Source organism: Rhodoplanes tepidamans (genome assembly GCF_030813915.1).
GTDB classification, from domain to species: Bacteria; Pseudomonadota; Alphaproteobacteria; order Rhizobiales; family Xanthobacteraceae; genus Rhodoplanes; species Rhodoplanes tepidamans.
The window spans coordinates 50,394-77,235 of the sequence record NZ_JAUSUJ010000003.1; the positions used below are offsets into that span (position 1 = coordinate 50,394).

18 protein-coding genes and 1 pseudogene are annotated in these 26,842 nt (G+C 70.4%); 5 read left to right on the forward strand and 14 right to left on the reverse strand.

The genetic code is table 11. The annotated features are described in order from the left end of the window. Positions 1–54: 54 nt before the first annotated feature. From J2S22_RS04740 to J2S22_RS04795, 12 genes are all read right to left on the reverse strand, one after another. Complete coding sequence (locus tag J2S22_RS04740; RefSeq protein ID WP_272780726.1) at positions 55–1,740, reverse strand: cation acetate symporter; 1,686 nt, start codon at positions 1,738–1,740, stop codon at positions 55–57. Then, on the reverse strand, positions 1,737–2,144 hold the full coding sequence (locus tag J2S22_RS04745) for a DUF485 domain-containing protein (protein ID WP_272840520.1): 408 nt from the start codon (positions 2,142–2,144) through the stop codon (positions 1,737–1,739). The genes J2S22_RS04740 and J2S22_RS04745 overlap by 4 nt, the downstream gene beginning before the upstream one ends. A gap of 511 nt (positions 2,145–2,655) precedes the next feature. After that, positions 2,656–4,242 (reverse strand): phosphoglycerate dehydrogenase, encoded by a 1,587-nt coding sequence (serA, locus tag J2S22_RS04750; protein WP_272780724.1) that lies wholly within the window; start codon positions 4,240–4,242, stop codon positions 2,656–2,658. 198 nt (positions 4,243–4,440) lie between these two features. Next, a complete protein-coding gene (locus J2S22_RS04755) occupies positions 4,441–5,610 on the reverse strand; it encodes a phosphoserine transaminase (protein WP_272780723.1) in 1,170 nt (389 codons plus the stop codon). Positions 5,611–5,806: 196 nt separating this feature from the next. Continuing rightward, positions 5,807–6,652, reverse strand: coding sequence for an outer membrane protein (locus J2S22_RS04760; protein ID WP_272780722.1), 846 nt, complete (start codon positions 6,650–6,652; stop codon positions 5,807–5,809). Positions 6,653–6,915: 263 nt separating this feature from the next. Next, positions 6,916–7,728: an outer membrane protein gene (locus J2S22_RS04765; protein ID WP_272780721.1), complete on the reverse strand. Its 813-nt coding sequence runs from the start codon at positions 7,726–7,728 to the stop codon at positions 6,916–6,918. A 488-nt stretch (positions 7,729–8,216) separates the two neighbouring features. Continuing rightward, entirely contained in the window at positions 8,217–9,572 is a 1,356-nt protein-coding gene (glmM, locus tag J2S22_RS04770) for a phosphoglucosamine mutase (protein WP_272780720.1), read from the reverse strand. A 294-nt stretch (positions 9,573–9,866) separates the two neighbouring features. After that, the gene (locus J2S22_RS04775; protein ID WP_272777250.1) at positions 9,867–10,064 is read right to left on the reverse strand and encodes a hypothetical protein; all 198 of its coding nucleotides are present in this window, start codon (positions 10,062–10,064) and stop codon (positions 9,867–9,869) included. A 157-nt stretch (positions 10,065–10,221) separates the two neighbouring features. Then, the gene (locus J2S22_RS04780; RefSeq protein WP_272777154.1) at positions 10,222–10,911 is read right to left on the reverse strand and encodes a LutC/YkgG family protein; all 690 of its coding nucleotides are present in this window, start codon (positions 10,909–10,911) and stop codon (positions 10,222–10,224) included. Further along, positions 10,908–12,512 (reverse strand): lactate utilization protein B, encoded by a 1,605-nt coding sequence (locus tag J2S22_RS04785; protein WP_272777155.1) that lies wholly within the window; start codon positions 12,510–12,512, stop codon positions 10,908–10,910. Before J2S22_RS04785 ends, J2S22_RS04780 begins: the two co-directional genes overlap by 4 nt. Beyond that, positions 12,509–13,300 (reverse strand): (Fe-S)-binding protein, encoded by a 792-nt coding sequence (locus J2S22_RS04790; protein WP_272777156.1) that lies wholly within the window; start codon positions 13,298–13,300, stop codon positions 12,509–12,511. Before J2S22_RS04790 ends, J2S22_RS04785 begins: the two co-directional genes overlap by 4 nt. A gap of 127 nt (positions 13,301–13,427) precedes the next feature. Next, on the reverse strand, positions 13,428–13,826 hold the full coding sequence (locus J2S22_RS04795; protein ID WP_272777157.1) for a PPOX class F420-dependent oxidoreductase: 399 nt from the start codon (positions 13,824–13,826) through the stop codon (positions 13,428–13,430). 131 nt (positions 13,827–13,957) lie between these two features. Here J2S22_RS04795 and uvrB point away from each other — a divergent pair, with 131 nt between their 5' ends. From uvrB to J2S22_RS04810, 3 genes and pseudogenes are all read left to right on the forward strand, one after another. Continuing rightward, a complete protein-coding gene (uvrB, locus tag J2S22_RS04800; protein WP_272777158.1) occupies positions 13,958–17,083 on the forward strand; it encodes an excinuclease ABC subunit UvrB in 3,126 nt (1,041 codons plus the stop codon). A 54-nt stretch (positions 17,084–17,137) separates the two neighbouring features. Next, positions 17,138–17,413, forward strand: a pseudogene (locus tag J2S22_RS04805) (type II toxin-antitoxin system RelE/ParE family toxin); the annotation flags it as partial. 18 nt (positions 17,414–17,431) lie between these two features. After that, positions 17,432–17,734, forward strand: a complete 303-nt coding sequence (locus J2S22_RS04810) for a HigA family addiction module antitoxin (protein ID WP_272777245.1) — start codon at positions 17,432–17,434, stop codon at positions 17,732–17,734. Between the two features lie 278 nt (positions 17,735–18,012). On the opposite strand, the gene J2S22_RS04815 is transcribed toward J2S22_RS04810, so the two are convergent. Together J2S22_RS04815 and J2S22_RS04820 are read right to left on the reverse strand one after the other, a co-directional pair. Then, positions 18,013–18,327, reverse strand: coding sequence for a YdhR family protein (locus J2S22_RS04815; protein WP_272777159.1), 315 nt, complete (start codon positions 18,325–18,327; stop codon positions 18,013–18,015). A gap of 104 nt (positions 18,328–18,431) precedes the next feature. After that, complete coding sequence (locus tag J2S22_RS04820) at positions 18,432–18,815, reverse strand: hypothetical protein (protein ID WP_272777160.1); 384 nt, start codon at positions 18,813–18,815, stop codon at positions 18,432–18,434. 690 nt (positions 18,816–19,505) lie between these two features. Here J2S22_RS04820 and J2S22_RS04825 point away from each other — a divergent pair. Next, positions 19,506–25,169 carry a HAMP domain-containing protein gene (locus J2S22_RS04825; protein ID WP_272777246.1) on the forward strand — a complete coding sequence of 1,888 codons (5,664 nt, stop codon included), beginning with the start codon at positions 19,506–19,508 and terminating at the stop codon, positions 25,167–25,169. A 13-nt stretch (positions 25,170–25,182) separates the two neighbouring features. Then, on the forward strand, positions 25,183–26,754 hold the full coding sequence (locus tag J2S22_RS04830) for an HWE histidine kinase domain-containing protein (protein ID WP_272777161.1): 1,572 nt from the start codon (positions 25,183–25,185) through the stop codon (positions 26,752–26,754). The last annotated feature ends 88 nt before the right edge of the window (positions 26,755–26,842 follow it).

Sequence of the window (26,842 nt, forward strand, 5' to 3'; positions counted from 1 at the left end):
GCCGCGGCGATCGGGACTCTCCGTGCGCGCGCTTCGGCGCCCGGACGACCGACGTCAGTGCGCGGCGGCGCCGGCCGCGCCGAACCCGGTCTGGGCCCGGACGTACTGGTCCTCGAAGGCCTTCTTCTCGGCCGTCGCTATCCGGCTGCGGTCGAGCAGGGAGACCACCACGGTGACCAGGAAGGCGAGCGGCATCGAGAACAGTGCCGGCTGGTCGTAGGGCACGATCGGCGTGGCGAAGCCGAGCACCTGCACCCAGACCAGCTTTGACAGCACCACCAGGACGACGGCGCAGACGAGGCCGGCATAACCGCCGGCGACCGCGCCGCGCGTGGTGAGCCCGCGCCAGTACATCGACAGGATCAGCACCGGGAAATTGGCCGAGGCGGCGATGCCGAAGGCGAGGCCGACCATGAAGGCGACGTTCATGCGCTCGAACAGGATGCCGAGCGTGATGGCGACGATGCCGAGGCCGATGGTGGCGAATTTCGAGATGCGCAGCTCCGCCGTCTCGGTGGCCTTGCCCTTCATGATCACGCGCGAGTAGAGGTCGTGGCTGATCGCCGACGCCCCGGCGAGCGCCAGCCCCGACACCACCGCCAGGATGGTGGCGAATGCGACGGCGGCGAGGAAGCCGAGCAGCAGATCGCCGCCGACCGCACTGGCGAGATGCATCACCACCATGTTGCCGCCGCCGATGATCTTGCCGCCGATCTGGCCGCCCTCGAAGAAGGCGGGGTTGGTGCCGACGATGACGATGGCGGCGAGCCCCATCAGGAAGATGACGTTGAAGAAGTAGCCGACGAAGGCGGAGGCGTAGAGCACCGACTTCCGCGCCGCCTTGGCGTCCGACACGGTGAAGAACCGCATCAGGATGTGCGGCAGGCCGGCGGTGCCGAACATCAGGCCGATGCCGAGCGACACGGCGTTGACCGGATCGGCGAGCAGCGCCCCGGGCTGGAACAGCTTGAAGCCGAGCTTGTGGACGGCGGTCGCCTCGGTCACCAGGGTCGAGTAGCTGAAGCCGAACTGGCTCAGCGCCAGCAGCATCGCGAAGGTGCCGCCGGCGAGCAGCATGCAGGCCTTGATGATCTGCACCCAGGTGGTGGCGATCATGCCGCCGAAGGTGACGTAGATCATCATCAGGCCGCCGACGATGAACAGCGCGACGACGTAGTCGAGCCCGAACAGGAGCTTGATCAGCTGCCCGGCGCCGACCATCTGGGCGACCAGGTAGAAGCACACGACGGTGAGCGACGACACCGCCGCCATGGTGCGCACCCGGCCCTGGTCGAGCCGGTAAGAGGTGATGTCGGCGAAGGTGTAGCGACCGAGATTGCGCAGACGCTCGGCCATCAGGAACAGGATGATGGGCCAGCCGACGAAGAAGGCGATCATGTAGATGTAGCCGTCGTAGCCGGTCGTGTAGACCATGGCGGTCAGGCCCAGCAGGGTCGCGGCCGACATGTAGTCGCCGGCGATGGCGAGCCCGTTCTGCAGGCCCGTGATGCCGCCGCCCGCCGTGTAGAAATGCGCTGCCGAGCGGGTGCGCTTGGCGGCCCAGTAGGTGATGCCGAGCGTCAGCGCCACGAAGGCGATGAACATCGCGATGGCGTGCCAGTTGGTCGCCTGCCGGGCGGCGTCGCCGAGCGCGGGACCGGCGGCGAGCGCCGGACCGGCGAGGACGGCCGCCGGCGCCGCGACGGCAGCCGCGGCGAGAGAGCGGATCGTGCGGGTCATCGGCGTGCTCCTCCCGAGGCTTCGCGGGCGCGTTCGCGCAGGGCCGCGACGGCCGCCTCGGCGGCCACGGCCTCCCTGGTCGCCGCCGCCTCGGCGGCGACGGCATCCTCCACCACCTCGTTGGTGAGAGCATCGTAGTCGGTGTTGGCCTTGCGCACATAGAGCGCGGTGAGCAGCCAGAACAGCACGAACTGGAAGAGGCCGGCGGCGATGCCGACCGACAGGGTCGATCCTTCCGCGACCCGGCTGCCGATCACGCCCGGCGCGAACGCGATGGTCAGCACCAGGGCGTAGAACAGGACGAAGACGATCGCCGCCAGAGTCCAGGCGAGGCGGCCACGCCGGTGCACGAGCTGCACGAACTTGGGATTGGCGCGGATGCGCGCGTAAACGGCCTCACTCATGGCGGTTCTCACTCATGGAGGTGTTACTCACGGCGGTCTCACTCATGGAGGTCTCACTCATGACGTTTCCCCTCTGGCGCCGTCGATCGTGCTCGAACGCCGCCTGCGACCGCGACGGAGTCGCGGCCGGCAGTCGTCTGGCTCTCGGAGTGGCGCAGCGGCGCGACCTGATCACGTCGCCGGGGGTCCGCCCCGAAGATGTCGTTTCGGCAGTGGACAGGACCGCGCGGCGGCCCTGCGACCGGCTGTTCCGCCGGCAGTTCGGCAGTGAGCACGTCGACAAGCAATGGTTGCGATCCGACCAGATCCCGGCGGGCTCGGCTTTGCGTTTTGTCATGGAGAGGCAGCGGCGCCGCACGACTTTCGCAGGGGGCCGACGCCACGTGTTCCGATCATCGAGACAAGCGGGCCCGCGGGCCGTCCCGACCACCGGCCGCGCGATCCGTGGCGACACAAAAAAAGCGGGCCCGCAGAGCGGGCCCGCCGTCGTCCGTGAAGCTCCCGGGACTGATCAGAACCGCAGGGCGCGGGCCTGCTGGACGTTCTGGATCTTGCCGACCTTCTCCAGCAACGCGTCCGGCACCTCGCCGTCGACCTCGACCAGCGCGATGGCGTTGCCGCCCGGCGCGTCGCGGCCGAGCGCGAAGGTCGCGATGTTGATGCCGGCCTCGCCGAGCAGCGAGGCGAAGCGGCCGATGAAGCCCGGCGCGTCGTCATTGGTGACATAGAGCATCGACTTGCCGAACTCGGCGTCGACCCGGATGCCCTTGATGTTGACGATGCGTGGCCGGCCGTCGGCGAACACGGTGCCGCTGACCGAGCGGGTGCGCCGCTCGGTCTCGACCGTCACGGTGATCAGGCTCTCGAAGTCGCCTTCGTGCTCGCGGGTCACCTCCTCGACCACGATGCCGCGCTCCTTGGCCATCACGGGCGCCGAGACGAAGTTCACGTCCTGCAGCATCGGGCGCAGGAGCCCGGCGATCGCCGCCGAGGTCAGCGCCTTGGTGTTCATCTTGGCGACCTCGCCCTCGTAGACGAGCTGCACCTTGGTGAGACCCGTCTCGGTGAGCTGGCCGGCGAAGGACCCGAGCTTCTCGGCGAGCTCGACCATCGGCTTGAGGCGCGGCGCCTCCTCGGCCGTGATGGAGGGAAAGTTCACCGCATTGGAGATGGCGCCCTGAAGGAGGTAGTCCGACATCTGCTCGGCGACCTGCAGGGCGACGTTCTCCTGCGCCTCGGTGGTGGAGGCGCCGAGATGCGGCGTGCAGATCACGTGCGGATGGCCGAACAGCACGTTCGCGGTCGCCGGCTCCTCCGTGAACACGTCGAAGGCGGCGCCCGCCACCTGGCCCGAATCGAGCGCCGCCCGCAGCGCCGCCTCGTCGACCAGCCCGCCGCGCGCGCAGTTGACGATCCGGACGCCCTTCTTCATCGACGCGATCGCCTCGGCCGAGATGATGTTCTTCGTCTTCTCGGTGAGCGGCGTGTGCAGCGTGATGAAGTCGGCGCGGCGGAACAGCTCGGGCAGCTCGACCTTCTCGACGCCGAGCGCGACCGCCCGCTCCGGCGACAGGAACGGATCGAAGGCGATCACCTTCATCTTGAGGCCGTGGGCCCGGTCGGCGACGATCGAGCCGATGTTGCCGCAGCCGATCACGCCGAGCGTCTTGCCGGTGATCTCGACGCCCATGAAGCGGTTCTTCTCCCACTTGCCGGCCTGGGTCGAGGCGTCGGCCTGGGGAATCTCGCGCGCCAGCGCCAGCATCATGGTGATGGCGTGCTCGGCCGTGGTGATCGAGTTGCCGAAGGGCGTGTTCATCACGATGATGCCCTTGGCGGTCGCGGCCGGGATGTCGACATTGTCGACGCCGATGCCGGCGCGGCCGATCACCTTCAGGTTCTTCGCCTGCTCGATGATCTTCGGCGTCACCTTGGTGGCCGAGCGGATGGCGAGGCCGTCGTAGTCGCCGATGATGGCGGCGAGCTTCTCCTTGTCCTTGCCGAGAGCCGGCTGGAAGTCGACCTCGATGCCGCGATCCTTGAAGATCTGCACGGCGGCGGGAGACAGCGCGTCGGAAATGAGAACGCGGGGAGCCATGGTGGTGTTCCTGTGTGATCCGTCGTCCTGAGGTGCGAGCGAAGCGAGCCTCGAAGGATGGACGGCCTCTGTCCGTCGGCGACGGACTGCAATGTCGGTTTGACGAAGCGCCTCGGAGTCCGAGGCCGGGCCCGTCGCCCGTCGAGGGCCGCCTCCGGCGGCCACCTCAGGGTGGCGGCTCGACGCTGTGAAAAAGGCTCACGCCGCCTTGGCGAGCGCCGCCTTGGTCTTCGCGAAGGCCCAGTCGAGCCAGGCGGTCAGGGCGACGACGTCGTCGCGCTCCACGGTGGCGCCGCACCAGATTCGCAGGCCCGGAGGGGCGTCGCGATAGGCGCCGAGGTCGTAGCCGACGCCCTCCTTCTCGACCGCCGAGGCGAGCGACTTCGCGAAGGCCGCCTGCGCATCGGCCGGAAGCGCCGTGATCTCCGGGTCCACCACCTTCAGGCACACCGAGGTGTTGGAGCGGATCGCCGGATCGGTGGCGAGGAAGTCGACCCACGGGGTCTTCGCCACCCAGTCGGCGATGGCGCCGGCATTGGCGTTCGCCCGCGCCATCAGGGCGTCGAGGCCGCCGATCGACACGGCCCAGTCGAGGGCGTCGAGATAGTCCTCGACGCACAGCATCGACGGCGTGTTGATGGTCTCGCCCTTGAAGATGCCCTCGTTGAGCTTGCCGCCCGAGGTCATGCGGAAGATCTTCGGCAGCGGCCAGGCCGGCTTGTGGGTCACCAGGCGCTCGACCGCGCGCGGCGACAGGATCAGCATGCCGTGCGCCGCCTCGCCGCCCAGCACCTTCTGCCACGAGAAGGTGACGACATCGAGCTTCGGCCAGTCGAGCGGCTGCGCAAACGCGGCCGAGGTGGCGTCGCAGATCGCGAGGCCCTCGCGGTCGGCGGCGATCCAGTCGCCGTTCGGGACGCGCACGCCCGAGGTGGTGCCGTTCCAGGTGAAGACGACGTCGGTCGACCAGTCGACCTTGGAGAGGTCCGGAATCTCGCCGTAGCCGGCCGTCATCGTGGTGACGTTCTGCAGCTTGAGCTGCTTCACCACGTCGGTGACCCAGCCCTCGCCGAACGATTCCCAGGCCAGCATGGTGACGGGACGGGCGCCGAGCAGTGACCACAGCGCCATCTCGACGGCGCCGGTGTCGGAGGCCGGCACGATGCCGATGCGATAGTCGGCCGGCACCTTCAGCACGGTGCGGGTCAGCTCGATGGCGCGCTCGAGCTTCGCCTTGCCGATCTTGGCACGGTGCGAGCGGCCGAGCGGTGCGTCTGCCAGATTTTGGAGGGACCAGCCGGGGCGCTTGGCGCAGGGGCCGGACGAGAAATTGGGCACGCGCGGACGCGCGGCGGGAGCGTCTGTCATGGTGTCTACCCTTTCAGATAGGCGCCCCTCGGTGGGGAGGGGTGTCCCGCCGCCGGCAATATGAGAGACGACCGCGGGAGTCAACCCTCGGTCGCCCTCTTTTCGCGAATTATTGGTGTGATGGTGCCGCCGCGTCGCCCGGGCAAGGCCGTCCGGCCCCACCCTCGCGGCGACGTGATCACGACCGGCCGCAGTCTCAGAACTTGAAGCCGAGGCCGCCCCGCACCGTGTTGACCGTCACCTTCATGCCTTGGAAATCGCCGAAATAGACATACTCGTACTCGGCGCGCAGGAACACGTTGGCCATCAGGGCCACGTCGATGCCGGCGCCCGCCGAGTAGCCGAAGCCCCAGGCGCCGGAGCGGTTGTCGGAGCGGGTCTCGGCGTAGGCCGGGGTCCAGCCGGTGAAGCCGGAATCGGTGGGACTGACCGTCGACGTGTAGCCGGCGACCGTCGCCGATCGCGTGACGTCGGCGCGGCCGGCCGCGACGCCGATGAAGGCGTAGGGCATGAACCACGAGGCGGCCCAGCCGCCGCGCAGCCGCAGGGTGGCGATGTCGGTGAGATCGACGCCGGCCGTGCTGGTCAGGTCGACGAGATGATAGACGCTGTCGGACAGCAGGTTGTAGCGCCCCATCGAATCGGCCGCCGTGGCCTTCAGGCCCACCCGCGTGTAGTTGAACTCGAGGCCGAGCACGGCATCGTCCCACTGCGCGTTGTAGCCGATGAAGCCGCCCCAGCCGGTGCCGGTCATGCCGTTGTTCGACGGCAGCGTCGTCCAGCTCGACACCCCCATCTCCGCCTCCTCGATGGTGTTGCGGAGCATGTAGGAGACCAGGTCGCCGGTGCCCTGCGAGAAGTCGGACTTGCCCGACGAGTAGCTCGCCTGTCCACCGACATAGACGCCCTGCCAGCGGAAATAGACCGGCTCGCTCGGCATCAGGCCCTGGGAGCCGCGCAGGAACGGCATGTCGGCGGCGTGGGCCGGGCCGAGACTGGCGAGACCGACGAGGAAAAGGCCGCACAGGCCGGCGATACGCATGGGACTGATCCTCTGATCCTGACGGGCGCAACGCCCGCGACCACAACCGATCATCGGGCATTAACCTTAATGTCGGGTTACCCGATCGCGGCGAAAGCACACGAAACCGTTAAAAGCGCAGGCGCGAAAGTTGACAAAAACCATCGGCGGAAATGAAAACGGCGCGGAGAAACGCTCCGCGCCGCTTGTCTTCGCCGGTGCCGATACGCGAGACCTGAAGCCGGCCCGGCGGAAGAGGGTTCGAGAGGCTCGCCCCGGGGGGATCAGCCCTTGCGCATCAGCGGCGGCGCGTAGACCGGCTCCGGCGCGTTCAGCATCCAGCGCACGCCGAGCTTGATGTCGTGCGACGTGATGTTGTTGAACTGCTCGGGATTCACCAGGGCGTTGACGCCCGTGTAGGTGACGAGGTCGCCCGAGACGGCGTCGCCGAGATCGAGGTAGCGGTAGGCGAGCTCGACCGTGAAGCCGGGGGTCACCTTGTAGGCGAGACCGGCGTGCAGGGCCCAGGCGAAGTTCCACTTGCCGGTGTCGGCCGCGTAGGCGACGCCCTGGTTCGGGGTGTTCACGTCGACGAAGTTGCTGATCCGGTTGTAGGACGCGCCGATGCCGGCGCCGACGAACGGCGTCACGCACCACCAGGTGCCGAGATCGACGTACATGTTGGCCATCGCCAGCCACTCGGACTTGGTCGCCGAGTACTCGTCGGTGCCGGTCACGGCGCCGTTGAACGAGACGACCTGCAGGCCGTGGAAAGTGGCGCCCGCCCGGTACTCGCCGGTCACGTCGAAGCGCAGCCAGTTGTTGTACTGATAGCCGATGCCGATGCCGAAGAACGGCGCCGCGTCGAAGGAGGCGTGCGGGGTCGTCACCGAGGTCCCCGGCGCCGACTCGAGCACGTTGTAGATCTCCTTGACCTTCTGGTTGCTGAACCCGATGTCGCCGCGCAGGTACCAGCCCGAGAAGTCCTGGACGACGGGCATCGGGGGCGGGGCGAGGGGGAGATCGGCGGCACCGGCTGCGGTCAGGGAGAGGAGCACGGCCGACCCCGCGACTGCGAACATTTTCACGCTTGCCATGACTTCGTCCTTCCGTGTGGCAGGGCGCGAGGGACGCGACCCAACTGTTTACTCACTGGCAGGGCGATCATGGCAACCAAGGGTTAAAGGCAACTTAACCCTAAAACTTAACCCTAACATCCGCTTGATCTTATTGGTTGACGGAATGTTAATCCGACCGGTCGCGACAGAAAGGATTTACGGAGGATTAACGCCGGGCCGGCACGCCGCGAAAACCCAGCCGCGGAGCGCCCGGTCGCCGACACAGGGTTAACGAGACGTCAACGGCGGGCGCCGCGCGGGGGGATGGTGTCGCCCGCGCCAGGCAGGAGGCGAGCATCCCGGCCGGAGCGGACGCACCCGCGGCCACGTCCGTGTCCCGGACGCGACGTAGCGCGCCTCGTCCGGGGCTCTGATACGACGAACATTTCGGGATCGGGCCCGCGCGATCCGTCGGAGGGACGGTGCTTCGGCCGGCGCCGCGGCCTCGCGGCGCCCGGCCGGAGGCGTCAGCCCGCCGAGACCTCGGAGATGGCGCCGACGATGTCGTCGACCACCGCCTCGACCAGGTCCGGGTCGTCGCCCTCGCCGGTGACGCGGATCACCGGCTCGGTGCCGGAGGGCCGCACGATCAGCCGGCCGTGGCCGTTGAGGCGGCTCTCGGCGGCGGCGATCGCACCCAGCACCTTGGCGTGCTCGGTCGGCCGTCCGGCCGTCCCCTTGGCGTAGCGGACGTTCTTGGTCACCTGCGGCAGCGGCTCGAAGCGGCGGCACACCTTCGACATCGGCTGATCGAGCTTCTTGAGCACCGCCAGCACCTGCAGCGCGGCGACGAAGCCGTCGCCCGTGGTCGCGTAGTCGGACAGGATGATGTGGCCGGAGGGCTCGCCGCCGACATTGTAGCCCTGCTCGCGCATCTGCTCGAGCACGTAGCGGTCGCCGACCGCGGTGCGCACCAGCGACAGGCCCTTCGCCGCGAGATGCCGCTCGAGCCCGAGATTGCTCATCACGGTGGCGACGATGCCGGGCTTCGACAGCCGCCCGTCCTCCAGCCAGCTCTCGGCGATGACGGCGAGCAGCTGGTCGCCGTCGATCAGATGGCCCTGCTCGTCGATCATCACGACGCGGTCGGCGTCGCCGTCGAGCGCGATGCCGATGTCGGCGCGCAGCTCGCGCACCTTTGCGCGCAATGCCTGAGGCGACGTCGAGCCGCATTCGCGGTTGATGTTGAGGCCGTCGGGCTCGACCCCGATCGAGATCACCTCGGCGCCGAGCTCCCACAGCGCCTCCGGCACCACCCGGTAGGCGGCGCCGTTGGCGCAGTCGACGACGACGCGCAGCCCGTCGAGCGACATGGCGCGCGGCAGCGTGCGCTTGGCGAACTCGATGTAGCGGTCGTGCACGCCCTCGATGCGCTTGGCGCGGCCGAGCGCCGCCGACTTGGCGAACTTCTTCGTCAGGTCGGCGTCGATCATCCGCTCGATCTCGAGCTCGTCGTCGTCCGACAGCTTGAAGCCGTCCGGGCCGAACAGCTTGATGCCGTTGTCGTCGAACGGGTTGTGCGAGGCCGAGATCATCACGCCGAGATCGGCCCGCATCGAGCGGGTCAGCATGGCGACGGCCGGGGTCGGCATCGGGCCGAGCAGCAGCACGTCGAAGCCGACCGAGGTGAAGCCCGCCACCATGGCGGTCTCGATCATGTAGCCGGACAGCCGGGTATCCTTGCCGATGACGACGCGATGGCGATGCTCGCCGCGCCGGAACACCAGCCCGGTGGCCTGCCCCACCCGCAACGCCAGATCCGCCGTGATGACGCCGTTGGCGCGCCCGCGGATGCCGTCGGTGCCGAAATATTTCCGAGTCATGAGCCCCCTCGGTCGTAGAGTCGGACGGCCGCGCGGAGAACGCGCGGCCGGGTCGGGGGCATCTTAGGGCTTCGGGAGCGCCCGCGCTTTAAGAAAATTGTCTTATCGTGAACGGGCGAAGGCCCACGGACGCGGCGCGCGGGCCGCCCGAAGCGGCGCCTGGGCCATCGTGCCCAGCCCGCGTCGTACCGTGCCGGCGGTGCAATGCGGCCGGGGTCGGTGCAGGCGGGCGCCGGACGCCGCGGCCCCGGGTCCCGGTTCGCGTCTGCGGCGCGCCCGGGCCCCGAAGCTCCGTCAGTCCGCGTCCTTGTCGGCCGGGCTCGGCGAGGGCTGGGAGATCGACACCGGGTCGGAGCCCGGGAAGCTCTCCTCCAGCGCCTCGTCGAGCTTCCTGTCCATCGCCTCCTTCGACGTCCCGGTCGGCAGCTTCTCGCGGCGCTCCGGATCGGTGACGTGCTTGTCGGCAGTCTTCTTGTCGTCGGGGTGCGCCATCGGGGACTCCTCGGGTTCGGGCGTGACGAGACTGCCCGCAGGCACCACCCGCAGGCGCAGTCTCGGCGGGTCAACGCCGGAGCCCTGTCATGGTTTCATGGTGCGGTGTCGGCCCGTGCGCCGCAGGAAGCGGCCACCAGCCGGCGACCGCGACGGATCACGGTTCGCCGACCAGGATCACGTGCAGGCGGCGCGGGCCGTGGGCGCCGAGGATCAGGGTCTGCTCGATGTCGGCGGTGCGCGACGGCCCGGTGATCAGGTGCACGTTGCGTGGCAGGCCTCCGGGACCGCCGCCCTGCCCCCATGTGTCGCGCAGGCGCGACAGCACGGTCTCGAGATCGCCCGCCACGGTCGCGGCGTCGACCACGACGAGATGATGGTCGGGCAGGAAGTTCAGCGTCGTCGGGTTGTCGGGGCCGGACAGCAGCACCAGGGTGCCGGTCTCGGCGACGGCGGCGACCGCGTGCGAGACGCCGACCAGGTCGTCGCCCGCCGAGGCGCCGACCGCGACGGCGAGCGACGGCTCCCGCTCCCACGGCATCGCCCCGAGCCGCGGGTCGGCCCCGCGCCGCACCGCCGGCGGCAGGCCGTCGGCCCGCAAATAGGCGGCGACGGCCGCCGGCACGTCCTCCGCGGTGGCGACCCGCGCCACCGTGCCGGCGACGAGCTCGACGCGCTTCTGGAACAGCGCCAGCCGCGCCGCCGGGAGAAGCTGGCCGCGCGCCGGGATCACGCCGCACGGATGGTCGGCGAGCCGGTCGGCGACGATCTTGCGGCGCGACGGCTCCTCACCGGTGACGGCGAGCGCCCGGCGGATCGCCCCGAGCACCTGATCGCGCGCGCTCACGGCCGCGCCTCCGGCCCGCGCGGGCGTTCGGGCTCGCCGACGGCGACGGGTCGCGGCCGGCCGGAGGGCCGGTCCGCCGCCGGCGCGGGGGCGGCGCGCGGCTCGGCGACCAGCGGCTCGCTGCCGCGGCCGTGCGGATTGCCGGACGGCACGGTCCTCGGCCGCGGCCGCTCGGGACCCGAGGCGGCGCGCTGCCGCCACTGCTGCTGGAAGGTCGCGCCCTGCGGGGCGGCGAGGTCGCGCGTCGCCGTGAAGCCGCCGGCCAAGGGCAGCCAGGCGAAGCGTCCCCGCACCCGGCCGAGCCGCGCCAGCAGCCGCGTGCCGAGGCCGGTGACGCCGCGATAGAGCCACGGCCGTGCGGCGAGAAATCCCCAGGCGGCGAGCGCGGCGCGCGACACCGGCGAGGGCAGGTGCTGCGCGAAGGCGCGGTCGCGCCAGAAGCGCATCAGCCGCGGCAGCGGGATTCGCACCGGGCACACCTCCTCGCAGCGGCCGCAGAAGGTCGAGGCCTCGGGCAGCGCCCCGGCGCGGTCGACGCCGATCAGGCTCGGCGTCAGCACCGCGCCCATCGGGCCCGGATAGACGAAGCCGTAGGCGTGGCCGCCGACCGCGTGATAGACCGGGCAGTGGTTCAGGCAGGCGCCGCAGCGGATGCAGCGGAGCATGTCGCGGAACTCGCCCGCCAGCATGGCCGAGCGGCCGTTGTCGACGATCACCACGTGATACTCGTGCGGGCCGTCGGGATCGGCGGCGCGGCGCGGGCCGGTGGTGATCGTGGTGTAGACCGACATCTCCTGCGCGGTCGCCGAGCGCGCCAGCACGCGCACCAGCTGCGCCATGTCCTCGAGCGTCGGCACCAGCTTCTCGATCGAGGCGAGCACGATGTGGACGCGCGGCAGCGTGCAGGTGAGGTCGCCGTTGCCCTCGTTGGTGACGATCACCGAGGAGCCGGTCTCGGCGACCAGGAAGTTCGCTCCCGTGATGCCGACATCGGCGGACAGGAACGTCCTGCGCAGCGTCGCGCGGGCCTCGTTCAGCAGCGCGGCCGCGCTGTCGAGGTCGCGATCCTTCGGCAGGTCCGCGTGGACGCGGCGGAAATCGGCGGCGACCTGATGCCGGTTCAGATGCACGGCCGGCATGATGATGTGCGACGGCATCTCGCCGCGAATCTGAATGATGTACTCGCCGAGATCGGTCTCGACCGGCACGATGCCGTGCTGCTCGAGATGCTCGTTGATCCCGATCTCCTCGCCCACCATCGACTTGCCCTTGCTGACGGTGCGGGCCCCGGCGGCGCGACAGATGTCGAGCACGATGCGGTTGGCGTCGGCGGCGGTCGGCGCGTAGTGCACCTGTCCGCCCTGCTCCGTGACGCGCGCCTCCCAGGCCTCCAGATAGAGGTCGAGATGCGCCAGCGTGTGAGCCTTGATGTCGCGGGCGGAGTCGCGCAGCGCCTCGAACTCCGGCAGCGCGTCGACGACGGCGCGGCGGCGCGCCGGGAAGTTGGTCTCGACGAAGGCGAGCGCCCCCTGCAGGGCCGGATCGGCGAGCGCGTGCCGCGCATTGTCGGCGAACGTGTCCGAGGTGGCGGCGCGCGTCACGGCTTCGCCTCCGTCGGCGTCGGCACGGCGGGCGGCGCGGTGCCGATCGCCGGCGCGTCGACGGCGCCGGCCAGCACCTCGGCGACGTGCCGCACCGTGACGCCGCTGCCGTCGCGCGAGAGCTTGCCGGCGATGTTGAGCAGACAGCCGAGATCGCCGGCGAGCAGCAGGTCGGCGCCGGTGGCCGTCACGGCGGTCGCCTTCTTGCCGACCATGCGGTCCGAGATCTCGGGATACTTGACGCAGAAGGTGCCGCCGAAGCCGCAGCAGACGTCGGTGTCGGCGAGCTCGATCAGGTCGAGCCCCTCGACGCTGGCCAGCAGCTTCCGCGGCTGGAGCCTGACGCCGAGCTCGCGGAGGCTGGAGCAGGAATCATGATAGGTCGCACGGCCGGAGAAGCGTGACGCGACCCCGGTCACGCCGCAGACGTCGACCAGGAACTGGGTCAGCTCGAAGGTCTTGTCGGCGACCGCGTCGGCGCGCGGCTGCCAGGCCGGGTCGCCCTGGAAGATCTCCGGATAGTGCAGCCGGACCTGGCCGGCGCAGGAGCCGGACGGCACCACCACGTAGTCGAACGGCTCGAAGACGGCGATCACCTGCTCGGCGATCCGCCGCGCCGTCCGGCGGTCGCCGGCGTTGAACGCCGGCTGGCCGCAGCAGGTCTGCGACGGCACCGCGACGGCGCAGCCGGCGTCCTCCAGCAGGCGCGCGGCCGCGAAGCCGACCGAGGGGCGGACGAGGTCGACCAGGCAGGTGACCAGAAGGCCGACGCGTTTCGACACGGCCATGCTGCCGGGCTCCTCCGGGCGACGCCGTGCGGGCGGCGCGGTGTCCGGTCAGGATGGCGGAAAGCCCGCACCGCCGCAACGCCGGCCCGGGCCCGCCTCGGTTCCCCCGCGCGACCGGCGCGGCGCCTCAGTTCATGCCCGAGGCCGAGGTCGGCTCGATCGCGATCGACAGGCGCTGCTCGCCCGGCTGGCGGTACGGGTAGGTGTCGACGCCGAGGTACTTCTTGGCCAGCGAATCGATGTGGGCGTCGGCGCCGTCCTCGGTGACGCTGCGCACCGTCCCGCGGATCTGCAGGTAGCGGTAGGGATTGTCGGGATCGACGATGGCGAGCGCCACCGGCTTGCCGGGCGTCAGCGTCCTGGCCTTGACGCGGCCCTTGGCGGTGTTCACCCGCACCATCCCGTCCGTGTAGTCGAACCACACCGACGTGACCTGAGGCGAACCGTCGGCCATCACGGTGGCGATGCTGGCGAAGGCCTTCTTGTCCTGCAGCAGGTCGAGATAGGCGTCCGGAGGCGTGACCATCGAGAACTCCCGGGTTGTCGCCGGCCCCTGCCGGCCGGAGGTATATAGGATCGCGCACGCCGCCCGACAGGTCCACCGGTGGTCCGGTCGCCGCCCTTTCCCCGCCACGCTCGCCGGCCCATATTGCGGCCATGTCCGAGCCCCCCAAGCCGCCTGCCGGCAAGCCCCCCTCGAAGCCCGCCGGCCGTTCTCCCAGGCCGAGCAAGGATCCGGCCCGCCCGACCCGGGCGAAGGCCTCGCGCGAGACGCTGCCGCCGATCGCCCCGGCGCTGGAATCGCTGCTCAATCCCGGCATCGCCCGCGGCGAGGCGGGGATCGGCTCGCAGACCGGCCTCGACCGGCCGGCCGGGCGGGGGGCCGGCCCCGAGCGCAAGCGCGCCCCGGGCGCCCGGGTCGACGCGCCGGCGCAAAAGTCCGGGCTGCAGCCGCCCTCCGACAATTCGCGCGACCGCCGCGCCGATTTCTCCGCCGCGCATCTGGCCCGGCAATCGGCCGGCGGGCGCCGTCCGACGCCGCTGCAGCAGACCGAGGAGCCCGGCCGCCTCGGCTTCGGCGAGGCGCCGCAGGCGGCCTATCTCGACGCCGAAGAGCTGCGCGAGGCCTCCCCGGAGCTCGCCCGCGCGCTCGGGCTGACCGGGGATGATGCGGAGATCGCCGGCACGGCCCCCGGGACTCCCCCCCTCCCCGGCCCTCCCCCACGAGGGAGGAGGGAGCAGGCCGAGCCGGACGCCGGTGCCGCGGCAGACAAGCCCACCCGCCGCCGGCCCGCGCGCCCCGCGCTGTCCGAGCTCGGCACCACGGCCACGGCGGAGTCGCTGGAGCGACTGCTGCGCGAGGGGCGACCGGAACTCGCCGAGCAGGCGTGGACGCCGCACCGGCCGCCGCGGCCGGAGAAGAGCGAGGGCGGCGTCCGCCTGGTGGTCAAGTCCGACTTCGAGCCCAAGGGCGACCAGCCGACCGCCATCGCCGAGCTGGTCGAGGGCATCGGCCGCCACGACCGCACCCAGGTGCTGCTCGGCGTCACCGGCTCCGGCAAGACCTTCACGATGGCCAAGGTGATCGAGGCGACGCAGCGCCCGGCCATCATCCTGGCGCCCAACAAGACGCTGGCGGCTCAGCTCTACGGCGAGTTCAAGAGCTTCTTTCCGGACAACGCGGTCGAGTACTTCGTCAGCTACTACGACTACTATCAGCCCGAGGCCTACGTCCCGCGCACCGACACCTATATCGAGAAGGAATCGTCGATCAACGACCAGATCGACCGGATGCGCCACTCGGCGACGCGCGCGCTCCTGGAGCGCGACGACGTCGTGATCGTCGCCTCGGTGTCCTGCATCTACGGCATCGGCTCGGTCGAGACCTACTCGGCCATGACGTTCACGCTGAAGCGCGGCGACCGCATCGACCAGCGCCGGCTGATCGGCGATCTCGTCGCCCTGCACTACAAGCGCACGCCGGACTTTTCCCGCGGCACCTTCCGGGTGCGCGGCGACACCGTCGACGTGTTCCCGGCCCACTACGAGGATCGCGCCTGGCGCATCAACCTGTTCGGCGACGAGGTGGAGAGCATCGAGGAGTTCGACCCGCTCACCGGCCACAAGACCGACGAGCTGTCCTTCGTGAAGATCTACGCCAACTCGCATTACGTGACGCCGCGCCCGACGCTGCTGCAGGCGATCGACGGCATCAAGAAGGAGCTGCGCTGGCGGCTCGCCCAGCTCACCGACGCCGGGCGCCTGCTGGAGGCGCAGCGGCTGGAGCAGCGCACGCTGTTCGACCTGGAGATGATGGAGGCGACCGGCAGCTGCGCCGGCATCGAGAACTATTCGCGCTATCTCACCGGCCGAAAGCCCGGCGAGCCGCCGCCGACCCTGTTCGAATACGTCCCGGACAACGCCCTCGTCTTCGTCGACGAGAGTCACGTCACCATTCCGCAGATCGGCGGCATGTACCGGGGCGACTTCCGGCGCAAGGCGACGCTCGCCGAGTACGGATTCCGCCTGCCCTCCTGCATGGACAACCGGCCGCTGCGCTTCGAGGAATGGGACGCCATGCGGCCGCAGACGGTCGCGGTGTCCGCCACGCCGGGCGGCTGGGAGATGGAGGAATCCGGCGGCGTGTTCGCCGAGCAGGTGATCCGCCCGACCGGCCTGATCGACCCGCCCGTCGAGGTGCGGCCCGCCCGCACCCAGGTCGACGATCTGGTCGGCGAGGTGCGCCAGGTCGCGGCGCAAGGCTACCGGTCGCTCGTCACGGTGCTGACCAAGCGCATGGCCGAGGACCTGACCGAGTATCTGCACGAGCAGGGCCTGCGGGTGCGCTACATGCACTCCGACATCGACACCATCGAGCGCATCGAGATCATTCGCGATCTTCGCCTCGGCGCTTTCGATGTGCTCGTGGGCATCAACCTGCTGCGCGAAGGCCTCGATATTCCGGAATGTGCCCTGGTGGCGATCCTGGACGCCGACAAGGAAGGGTTCCTGCGCAGCGAGACGTCGCTGATCCAGACCATCGGCCGCGCCGCGCGAAACGTCGACGGCAAGGTGCTGCTCTATGCCGACCACGTCACCGGCTCGATGGAGCGGGCGATGGCTGAAACAAATCGGCGGCGCGAGAAGCAGCAGGCCTACAACACCGAGCACGGCATCACGCCCGAGAGCGTCAAGAAGGGCATCGCCGACATTCTCGACAGCCCGTACGAGCGCGATCACGTGCTGGTCGCGACCGGCCGCGGCGACGGCCTGTCGGCCGCCGGCGGCTTCGAGGACGCGGCGACCATCGGGCACAATTTCGAGGCCGTCATCGCCGACCTCGAGGTCCGCATGCGCGAGGCCGCGGCCGACCTGAACTTCGAGGAGGCCGCCCGCCTGCGCGACGAGGTCAAGCGCCTGCGCGCCACCGAGCTCGCCGTGACGGACGATCCCACGGCGAAGGTGGTGGACCTCGCCAAGGCCCGGGCCGCCGCCGGACCGGCCCGCGCCCGCCCGCACAAGCCGGATCTCGACGAGATGGGCATCGCCCTCTGGCACGAGCGCGGCGTGCATCGCCCGGACGCCAAGGGCCGGAATGACGGTGGCCGCGACGCGAAACGCCCGCGAAAGCCGACGCTCGACGAGATGGGGCCGGGCGTCGAGGCGATCCCGTTCGGGCGCGAGAGGCCCGAGGGCGACCGGTCGGGCGACAAGCCCGCCGGGCCCCGCTCGACGATGGGCCGCCCGGGTCAGCGCGGCGGGTTCAAGCCGAAGCGGCGGTGACGGAGAGGACACACCACTGTTGCTATTCCATGAAGTGGAACAGCATGCCGGGTCATGATCCGCTCGTTCAGGGATGCAGCGACGGCGCCGCTTTTCGCCGACCAGGATGTCCCGCGGTTCCGCGCCATCGAGCGGCAGGCGCGTCGGAAACTGCTTCTGCTGGATGCCGTCGGCTCGCTGGCCGAGTTGCGGATCCCGCCCGGAAATCGGCTGGAAGCACTGAAAGGCGACCGCGCCGGCCAGCACTCGATCCGGATCAACGAGCAGTGGCGGATCTGCTTCATCCGGCGCGACGGCGGCGCCGACGAGGTCGAAATCGTGGACTATCATCGAGGGTCGAGGTGCCTCATGACCAAGAAGCCGCTTCCCCCCATCCCACCCGGCGAGATCCTCCTGGAGGAATACATGAAGCCGAACGGGATCAGTCAGAATCGCCTCGCCCGTGACATCGATCTCGGGCCGGCCCGGGTGAACGACATCGTGCATGGCCGCTCCGCCATCACGGCGCCGATCGCCCTGCGCCTCGCAAAGTATTTCGGCACCACGCCGGAACTGTGGATGAACCTGCAGGCCGGCTACGAGCTGCGTCGGGCGCGCGCCGAGGGCTGGCCGAAGATCGAGCGGCGTGTTCGGGTGCTGGCGGCGGAGTGACCTCCCCGGTTCTTTTCCGCCCCGCGTCCCTTCACCGGCACCAGATCGATGACCAGCCCTGTGCCCCGGCGCCGCGGCGTGGTTTTCCACTGTCCGGGCCGATGGGCTCAAGCAACCGCCTTCGAGGCGGGCGACCGCGGTCCGGGTCGTCTTCAACCGCCGCGCCGCCTCCGCCGGGGTCAGCCCGGCGGGTGCGCGCCCGCAGAAGCGCGCCGGCGGCAAACCGAAGGCGGCAGCGCCGCGCGCCCGGTGCGTGACCAGACGCGCGGCGAACCCCGCTACGCCGCGACCTCGATCGTGTCGCTGCGATTGTCGACCATCACGGGCGACAGCAGCCACTCGATCTTCGGGGGCTTGCCGTACTTCTCGGTGACGAACGCCGTCCACGTGTCCGTGTAGAGCGCCTCGGCCGCGGCCCGGCTCTCCCACACATAGACTCCGCCGGCCCGGCGTCCGTCCTCGCTGAGCCAGTAGTTCTTGCGCAACAGGCCCGGCAGGCCGCGATACTTGGGCGCCGTGGACTGGAAGGTCGTGGTGATCTCGGCGAGTGTCGTCGGCTGCGGCAGCTCGAACGTCACGATGGTCACGATCATGGAAGTCTCGCTTGTTGAACCTCGGGCGTCACACCCGAGGTTCGACCATAGCCCGGATCGGCCTGCCGTGATCAATCCGTCAGGATTCGATCTGGCGCCCGCCCTCACCGCACCGTCAGCACGGCGAGCGCGAGCAGCGAGACCATGGCGAGCTGGGTGAGGATGTGGCGGAAGGCGAGCGGGTCGAGGCGCAGGCGCTCGAGGCGCTCGGCCAGCGGCAGGCTGACGTCGAAGCAGATGTGGCCGATGCCGGCGGGATGAAGGCGCGGCCAGCGCGGGCCCGCCCAGGCTTCGAGGGCGGCCGAGAAGATCACGTACAGCACCGAAAAGACGATCGGCCCGACCGGGCCCTCGGAGAACGAGCCCCAGCCCAGCAGCCGGGTCAGCAGCACGATCGAGGCGGCCATCGGCAGGCCGGAGACGAGCGCGTGGAGCGCGAAGCCGGCGAGACGGTGCGACAGCGGGCTGACGGCGGCATCGGGCGTCATGGCGGCCTCCAGGGGGTTGCGGGAACGGCCTCGCGCGACCCACGCGGCGGACGAGGCCGCGTGCATGAGGGCATGGCGGTCTCGACCGTTCCGTGCGCCCCCTCACACGGCGCATGCGGCGTGCACGGTTCATAAAGACGCCGCGAAGCCGGACAACAAGACCCCATGGGTTCAGCGCGTCCTTTCTGCCGACACGATTTTCCGCCCTCTTCGCCCGTCGCTGCCGAAACCGGCTCCGACGCACCGTCTCGCCGGCACCTTCATACCGCGCGCGCGCCGTGCCGACGTGCGAGGGTGAGCCGGGACCTTTCCGTGCCCCGGCGACGCCGCGACCGGGCCGCGAGAAGCGTCCCTCCGGAGTCCGCCGCTGCGGCCCGCCGCAGACGGAACCCCAGGAAAGAGTCGTCCGTTGACGTCTTTCGGCGGAACCGAACGGGCCCGGCGTCGTTCGCATGAACGGTACTCACGCGCCGCGCCCTGGGCGCGACCGGGCCGCCCGCGGCGCCTCGGCCCGTCTGCGGCCCATCCACCCTCGAGGAGCGAACCATGACGGTCAGGCGCGAGAGCCGGAAGGGCCCCACGGAGGCCGACGCACCCGTGGTGGCGGCCGCCCTGGCCCGGCAGGAGGCCGAGACCGCGCCGGACGCCGACCGCGAAGCGCTCCGCGAGCTCCTCGCCGCCCTGCAGGCGATGCGGGGCGGCGACTTCTCGGTGCGCATGCGCGGCGACCATCTCGGCCTCGCCGGCAAGATCGCCGACGCGTTCAACGACATCGTCGCCACCAACGAGCGCATGGCCCAGGAGCTCGCCCGCGTCGGCGAGGCGGTGGGCCGCAAGGGCCGCACCCGGCATCGCGTCCGCTTCAGCCCGGCGGTCGGCGCCTGGGCCGACATGGAGACCTCGGTCAACGGCCTGATCGACGACCTCCTGTGGCCGACCAAGGAGGTGACCCGCGCGGTCGCCGCGGTGGCGCAGGGCGATCTCCTGAAGACGGTGCGGCTCGAGGTGGACGGCCGGCCGCTGGAGGGCGAGTTCCTGGAGTCCGCCACCATCGTCAACACGATGATCAAGCAGCTCGGCGTGTTCACGTCGGAGGTGACGCGCGTCGCCCGCGAGGTCGGCACCGAGGGCAAGCTCGGCGGCCAGGCGCAGGTGCGCGAGGTCTCGGGCGTGTGGAAGGACCTCACCGAGAACGTCAACTCGATGGCGTCCAACCTCACGGCGCAGGTGCGCAACATCGCCGAGGTGACGATCGCGGTGGCGAACGGCGATCTCTCCAAGAAGATCACCGTGGACGTACGCGGCGAGATCCTCCTGCTCAAGGAGGCGATCAACACCATGGTCGACCAGCTGCGCAGCTTCGCCTCCGAGGTGACGCGGGTGGCGCGCGAGGTCGGCACCGACGGCAAGCTCGGCGGCCAGGCGACCGTGCCGGGCGTCGCCGGCACCTGGAAGGATCTGACCGACTCGGTGAACGCCATGTGCGGCAACCTCACCGACCAGGTGCGCAACATCGCCGAGGTGACCACCGCGGTGGCGCGCGGCGACCTCTCGCGCAAGATCACGGTCGACGTGCGCGGCGAGATCCTGGAGCTGAAGGACACCATCAACACCATGGTGGACCAGCTCAACGGCTTCGCCTCGGAGGTGACGCGCGTCGCCCGCGAGGTCGGCACCGAGGGCAAGCTCGGCGGCCAGGCGGCCGTGCCGGGCGTCGCCGGCACCTGGAAGGATCTGACCGACTCGGTCAACTTCATGGCGTCGAACCTGACCGCGCAGGTGCGCAACATCGCCGAGGTGGCGACCGCCATCGCGGGCGGCGATCTCGGCAAAAAGATCACCGTGACGGTGTCGGGCGAGATCCTGCAGCTCAAGGAGACCATCAACACGATGGTCGACCGGCTCAACGCCTTCGCGGGCGAGGTGACGCGCGTGGCGCGCGAGGTCGGCACCGAGGGCGAGCTCGGCGGCCAGGCCGTGGTGCCGGGCGTCGCCGGCATCTGGAAGGATCTCACCGACTCGGTGAACGCCATGTGCGGCAACCTCACCGACCAGGTGCGCAACATCGCCCAGGTCACCACGGCGGTGGCGCGCGGCGACCTCTCCCGCAAGATCACGGTCGACGTACGGGGCGAGATCCTGGAGCTGAAGGACACCATCAACACCATGGTGGACCAGCTCAACGGCTTCGCCTCGGAAGTGACGCGCGTCGCCCGCGAGGTCGGCACCGAAGGCAAGCTCGGCGGCCAGGCGACCGTGCCGGGCGTCGCCGGCACCTGGAAGGACCTCACCGACTCGGTCAACTCGATGGCGTCGAACCTGACGGCGCAGGTCCGCAACATCGCCGAGGTGGCGACCGCGGTCGCCAAGGGCGACCTCTCCAAGAAGATCACCGTGGACGTGCGGGGCGAGATCCTGGAGCTGAAGGACACGCTCAACACCATGGTGGACCAGCTCAACGGCTTCGCCTCGGAGGTGACGCGCGTCGCCCGCGAGGTCGGCACCGACGGCAAGCTCGGCGGCCAGGCCGAGGTACGCGGCGTCGCCGGCACCTGGAAGGACCTCACCGACTCGGTGAACTCCATGGCCGGCAACCTCACCGCGCAGGTGCGCAACATCGCCGAGGTGGCGACCGCGATCGCCTCGGGCGACCTGTCGCGCAAGATCACCGTGGACGTGCGCGGCGAGATCCTGGAGCTGAAGGAGACCCTCAACACGATGGTCGACCAGCTCAACCGCTTCGCCAACGAGGTGACGCGCGTCGCCCGCGAGGTCGGCACCGAGGGGCGGCTCGGCGGCCAGGCCAACGTGCCGGGCGTCGCCGGCACCTGGAAGGACCTCACCGACAACGTGAACCTGCTCGCCGCCAACCTCACCACCCAGGTCCGCAACATCGCCGAGGTGACGACCGCGGTCGCGCGGGGCGACCTGTCGCGAAAGATCACCGTCGACGTGAAGGGCGAGATTCTCGAGCTGAAGAACACCATCAACACCATGGTGGACCAGCTCAACGCCTTCGCGGCCGAGGTGACGCGCGTCGCCCGCGAGGTCGGCACCGAGGGCAAGCTCGGCGGCCAGGCCGGCGTTCCCGGCGTCGCCGGCACCTGGAAGGACCTCACCGACAACGTCAACTTCATGGCGTCGAACCTGACCGCCCAGGTCCGCAACATCGCCGAGGTGGCGACCGCCATCGCGGGCGGCGACCTCTCCAAGAAGATCACGGTCGACGTGCGCGGCGAGATCCTGCTCCTCAAGGAGACGCTCAACACCATGGTGGAGCAGCTGCGCAGCTTCGCCTCCGAGGTGACGCGCGTCGCCCACGAGGTCGGCGTGGAAGGACGGCTCGGCGGCCAGGCCGTGGTGCCGGGCGCCGCCGGCACCTGGAAGGACCTCACCGGCAACGTGAACCTGCTCGCCGCCAACCTGACCAACCAGGTGCGCGCCATCGCCGAGGTGGCCACCGCGGTGACCAAGGGCGATCTCACCCGTTCGATCCAGGTGGAGGCGCGCGGCGAAGTGGCGCAGCTGAAAGACAACATCAACACCATGATCGACAACCTGCGCCTCACCACCGAGCGCAACACCGAGCAGGACTGGCTGAAGACGAACCTCGCCCGCTTCACCAACATGCTGCAGGGCCAGCGCGACCTCGGAACGGTGGGCCGCCTGCTGCTCGACGAGCTGACCCCGCTGGTCGGCGCCCAGCAGGGCGTGATCTATCAGATGGAGGTCGACGCGGCGCCGCGGCTGCGGCTGCTCTCCGCCTATGCCGACAGTCTCGACGAAGGTCACAAGCCCATCCTGGTGCCGGGCGAGGGGCTCGCCGGCCAGTGCGCCGTCGACAAGCGCCGCCAGCTCGTCACCGAGATCCCGCCCGACGCGCCGCCGATCGTCTCCTCGCTGTTCAAGGCGACGCCGCGCAACATCGTCGTGCTGCCGGTGCTGTTCGAGAACCAGGTCAAGGCGGTGATCGAGCTCGCCTCGATCGGCAACTTCAAGCCGCTGCAGATCGCCTTCCTGGAGCAGCTCACAGCCAGCATCGGCATCGTGCTCAACTCGATCGAGGCGACCATGCAGACGGAGGGCCTGCTGCAGCAGTCGCAGCAGCTCGCCGCCGAGCTGCAGGCGCAGCAGCGCGAGCTGCAGCAGACCAACGAGCAGCTCGAGCAGAAGGCCCAGCAGCTCGCCGAGCGCAACGTCGAGGTGGAGCGCAAGAACCAGGAGATCGAGCACGCCCGCCGCGCGCTGGAGGAGCAAGCGGCCGAGCTGGCGCTGACCTCGAAGTACAAGTCCGAGTTCCTCGCCAACATGTCGCACGAGCTGCGCACGCCGCTGAACTCGATCCTGATCCTCGGCCAGCAGCTCGCCGACAATCCCGACCGCAACCTCTCCGACCGGCAGGTCGAGTTCGCCCGCACCATCCACGGCGCCGGCACCGACCTGCTCAACCTGATCAGCGACATCCTCGACCTCTCCAAGATCGAGTCCGGCACCGTCACGGTGGAGGCCGAGGAGCTTCTGTTCTCCGACCTGCTCGACGCGGTGGCGCGGCCGTTCCGGCACGAGGCGGAGACCCGCCAGCTCGACTTCTCGGTCGACGCCGACGCGGCGCTCGGCCGCAGCATCGTCACCGATCCGAAGCGGCTCCAGCAGGTGCTGAAGAACCTGCTCTCCAACGCCTTCAAGTTCACCGAGCGCGGCTCCGTGCGGCTCGGCGTGACGCGGGCGACCTCTGGCTGGACGCCGACCCACCCGGTGCTCTCCCGCGCCGCGAGCGTGGTCGCCTTCGAGGTGTCGGATACCGGCATCGGCATTCCGACCGACAAGCAGAAGATCGTGTTCGAGGCGTTCCAGCAGGCCGACGCGTCCACCAGCCGCCGGTTCGGCGGCACCGGCCTCGGCCTCGCCATCAGCCGCGAGCTCGCAGCACTGCTCGGCGGCGAGATCCAGCTCCACTCGACGCCCGGCACCGGCAGCACCTTCGTGCTCTACCTGCCGTCGCGCTACACCGGGCCGTCGACGGCGCTGCGGCCCGCGGCCGCGCTGCCGCCCCGCCGCCCGCCCCAGCCGGCCGGCGGCGTGTCGCCGTTCGCCCTGGAGGGCCGGACCGGCGACGCCCCGGCCGAGCCGGCTTCGGTGGTCGAGACGATCCGGGACGACCGGCAGGCGATCGCGCCCGGCGACTTCGTGCTGCTGATCGTCGAGGACGACGCGGCCTATGCCGGCGTCATCGCCGACCTCGCCCACCGTCGCGGCTTCAAGGTGCTGATCGCCACGCGCGGCGCCGACGTGCCGGAGCTCGCGCGCCGGCACCAGCCCTCCGCCATCTCGCTCGACGTGCACCTCCCCGACATGCTCGGCTGGAGCGTGCTCGGCCGGCTCAAGCAGGATCCGCTGACCCGCCACATCCCGGTGCAGGTGGTCACGGTCGACGAGGACCGCCAGCACGGGCTCGCCCGCGGCGCCTTCGCCTATATCCGCAAGCCGACGACCACCGAGGGGATCGGCGCGGCGCTGGAGCGGATCGAGGCCTATGCCAGGCCACGCCGCAAGCGGCTGCTGATCGTCGACGACGACCGGGCGGCCCGCACCGCGATCGCCGCGCTGCTCGGCGACGACGACATCGAGATCGCCGCCGCCGAGACCGGTGCCGAGGCGCTCGCCCTGCTGCGCCACGACCCGCACGACTGCGTGGTGCTCGACCTGCGGCTTCCCGACACCAGCGGCTTCGACGTGCTGGAGGCGATGCGCGACGACCCGGCGCTCGCCGAGGTGCCGGTCGTCGTCTACACGGGCCGGGCGCTCGGCGCCGAGGAGCACGCGAGGCTGCGCACGCTCGCCCGCAGCATCGTGGTGAAGGGCGTCGAATCGCCCGAGCGGCTGCTCGACGAGACGGCACTGGTGCTGCACCGCCAGGTCTCCCGCATGAGCCCGGAGAAGCGCCGCATGCTCGAACGGCTGCACGAGTCCGACGACCTGCTGGTCGGCCGCACCGTGCTGCTGGTCGACGACGACGCCCGCAACATCTTCGCCCTGTCGAGCGTGCTGGAGCGCCGCGGCATGCGGGTGCTCACCGCGACGACCGGGCGCGAGGCGATCGACTTCATCGAGGCGACGCCGGACCTCGCCCTCGTGCTGATGGACATCATGATGCCCGAGATGGACGGCTACGAGACCATGGAGACGATCCGGCGCGATCCGCGCTTCGGCCGCCTGCCGATCATCGCCCTCACCGCCAAGGCCATGAAGGGCGACCGCGAGAAGTGCCTGGAGGCCGGCGCGTCCGACTATCTGGCGAAGCCGGTGAACACCGAGCAGCTCCTCTCGGCGCTGCGCATGTGGCTCCACCGCTGAGGCGCACTCGATCATGCGTGAGACCGACCGCCGCGACACGGACAGGCACGAACCGGTGGACATCCTGCTGGTCGACGACCAGCCGGCCAAGCTGATGAGCTACGAGGTGATCCTGCGCGAGCTGGGCGAGCGGCTGATCACCGCCACCTCGGCCCGCGACGCGCTGCGCCACCTCTTGCGCACCGACGTCGCCGTCGTGCTGGTCGACGTGTGCATGCCCGAGCTCGACGGCTTCGAGCTCGCCCGCATGATCCGCGACCACCCGCGGTTCGAGCAGACCGCCATCATCTTCATCTCGGCCGTGCACCTGTCCGACGAGGACCGGGTGCGCGGATACGAGATGGGCGCCGTCGACTACGTGCCCGTGCCGGTCATTCCGGAGGTGCTGCGGGCGAAGGTCAGGGTCTTCGTCGACCTGTTCCGCAAGACGCGGCAGCTCGAGGCGCTGGCGCGCGATCTCGAGCAGCGGGTGGCCGAGCGCACCGCCGCGCTCGAAGCTTCCACCGAGCGGCTGCGCGAGAGCGAGCGGCGGCGGAGCGTCGCGCTCGCCGCCGGCCAGATGGGCGCGTGGGACTGGGACGTGCGCACCGGCGACTGCGTGTGGGACCCCGGCCAGTACCGCATCTTCGGGGTCGATCCCGACAGCTTCCGGCCGACCTTCGAGGTCATCCGGCCGATGATCGTGGCGGAAGACCTGGAACGAATCCGCGGCATCCTGCGGTCCGAAGGCGAGCGCCAGACCTTCCAGGTCGAGGCCCGCATCGTGCGGCCCGACGGCGAGCAGCGCTGGTGCATCTGCGCCGCCGCCGTGACGCCCGACGAGCGCGGCCGCCCGGCCCGGGTGAGCGGCGTGACGATCGACATCACCGACCGCAAGCTCGCCGAGGAGCGCCAGCTCCTGCTCGCCCGCGAGGTCGACCATCGCGCCCGCAACGCGCTCGCCATCGTGCAGGCGATCGTCCGGCTCACCACGGCGCGCGATCCGCAGGCCTACATGGCGGCCGTCGAGGGCCGCATCCGGGCGCTCGCCCAGGCGCACACCCTGCTCTCCGAGTCGCGCTGGCAGGGGGCCGACGTGCGCCGGCTCGTCGACGAGGAGCTGGAGGCCTATCGGCGCGGCGGCCCGCGGGTCGCCACCGACGGGCCGACCGTCTCGCTGCCGCCCGACCGCGCCCAGGTGCTGGCACTCGCCCTGCACGAGCTCGCTACCAACTCGGTGAAGTACGGCGCCCTGTCGGTCGAGACCGGCGCGCTCGACGTCGCCTGGCGGTTCGACGGCGAACGCGTGATCCTGCGCTGGACCGAGACCGGCGGCCCGCCGGTGCGCAAGCCCGAATCGCGCGGCTTCGGCACCAAGATCCTGGAGGCCAGCATCAACCAGCAGATCGCCGGCCGGGTGACGCTCGACTGGCGGCCGACCGGGCTCGCCTGCACGCTGGAGATCCCGTGCGGCGCACGGCCCAAGTCGGCGCTGCCGCCCGACGACGCCGCGCACGCCCAGGACGTCGACGCCGGCGAGGCCCCCGCCGCGCCGCAGGCGACCCGCATCCCCGCGCGGAAGACGGCGACCGCGCACGGGGCGTGACGGCGGCGGGCGGCATGCGTCCATGACCTGGCGGGGCGCATTGCCATGGCATGCGCATTGCGCTGGCATGCGCATTGCTCTGGCATGC

Coding starts and splice junctions, on each gene's coding strand:
- J2S22_RS04740 (WP_272780726.1), bottom strand. CDS start 1,740: ATGACCCGCACGATCCGCTCTCTCGCCGCGGCTGCCGTCGCGGCGCCG.
- J2S22_RS04745 (WP_272840520.1), bottom strand. CDS start 2,144: ATGAGTGAGGCCGTTTACGCGCGCATCCGCGCCAATCCCAAGTTCGTG.
- serA (WP_272780724.1), bottom strand. CDS start 4,242: ATGGCTCCCCGCGTTCTCATTTCCGACGCGCTGTCTCCCGCCGCCGTG.
- J2S22_RS04755 (WP_272780723.1), bottom strand. CDS start 5,610: ATGACAGACGCTCCCGCCGCGCGTCCGCGCGTGCCCAATTTCTCGTCC.
- J2S22_RS04760 (WP_272780722.1), bottom strand. CDS start 6,652: ATGCGTATCGCCGGCCTGTGCGGCCTTTTCCTCGTCGGTCTCGCCAGT.
- J2S22_RS04765 (WP_272780721.1), bottom strand. CDS start 7,728: ATGGCAAGCGTGAAAATGTTCGCAGTCGCGGGGTCGGCCGTGCTCCTC.
- glmM (WP_272780720.1), bottom strand. CDS start 9,572: ATGACTCGGAAATATTTCGGCACCGACGGCATCCGCGGGCGCGCCAAC.
- J2S22_RS04775 (WP_272777250.1), bottom strand. CDS start 10,064: ATGGCGCACCCCGACGACAAGAAGACTGCCGACAAGCACGTCACCGAT.
- J2S22_RS04790 (WP_272777156.1), bottom strand. CDS start 13,300: ATGGCCGTGTCGAAACGCGTCGGCCTTCTGGTCACCTGCCTGGTCGAC.
- J2S22_RS04795 (WP_272777157.1), bottom strand. CDS start 13,826: ATGGTCACGCCTCCGGACGCCTATCTCGACCTGCTGCAGGACAAGAAG.
- uvrB (WP_272777158.1), top strand. CDS start 13,958: ATGTCCGAGCCCCCCAAGCCGCCTGCCGGCAAGCCCCCCTCGAAGCCC.
- J2S22_RS04810 (WP_272777245.1), top strand. CDS start 17,432: ATGACCAAGAAGCCGCTTCCCCCCATCCCACCCGGCGAGATCCTCCTG.
- J2S22_RS04815 (WP_272777159.1), bottom strand. CDS start 18,327: ATGATCGTGACCATCGTGACGTTCGAGCTGCCGCAGCCGACGACACTC.
- J2S22_RS04820 (WP_272777160.1), bottom strand. CDS start 18,815: ATGACGCCCGATGCCGCCGTCAGCCCGCTGTCGCACCGTCTCGCCGGC.
- J2S22_RS04825 (WP_272777246.1), top strand. CDS start 19,506: ATGCGGGGCGGCGACTTCTCGGTGCGCATGCGCGGCGACCATCTCGGC.
- J2S22_RS04830 (WP_272777161.1), top strand. CDS start 25,183: ATGCGTGAGACCGACCGCCGCGACACGGACAGGCACGAACCGGTGGAC.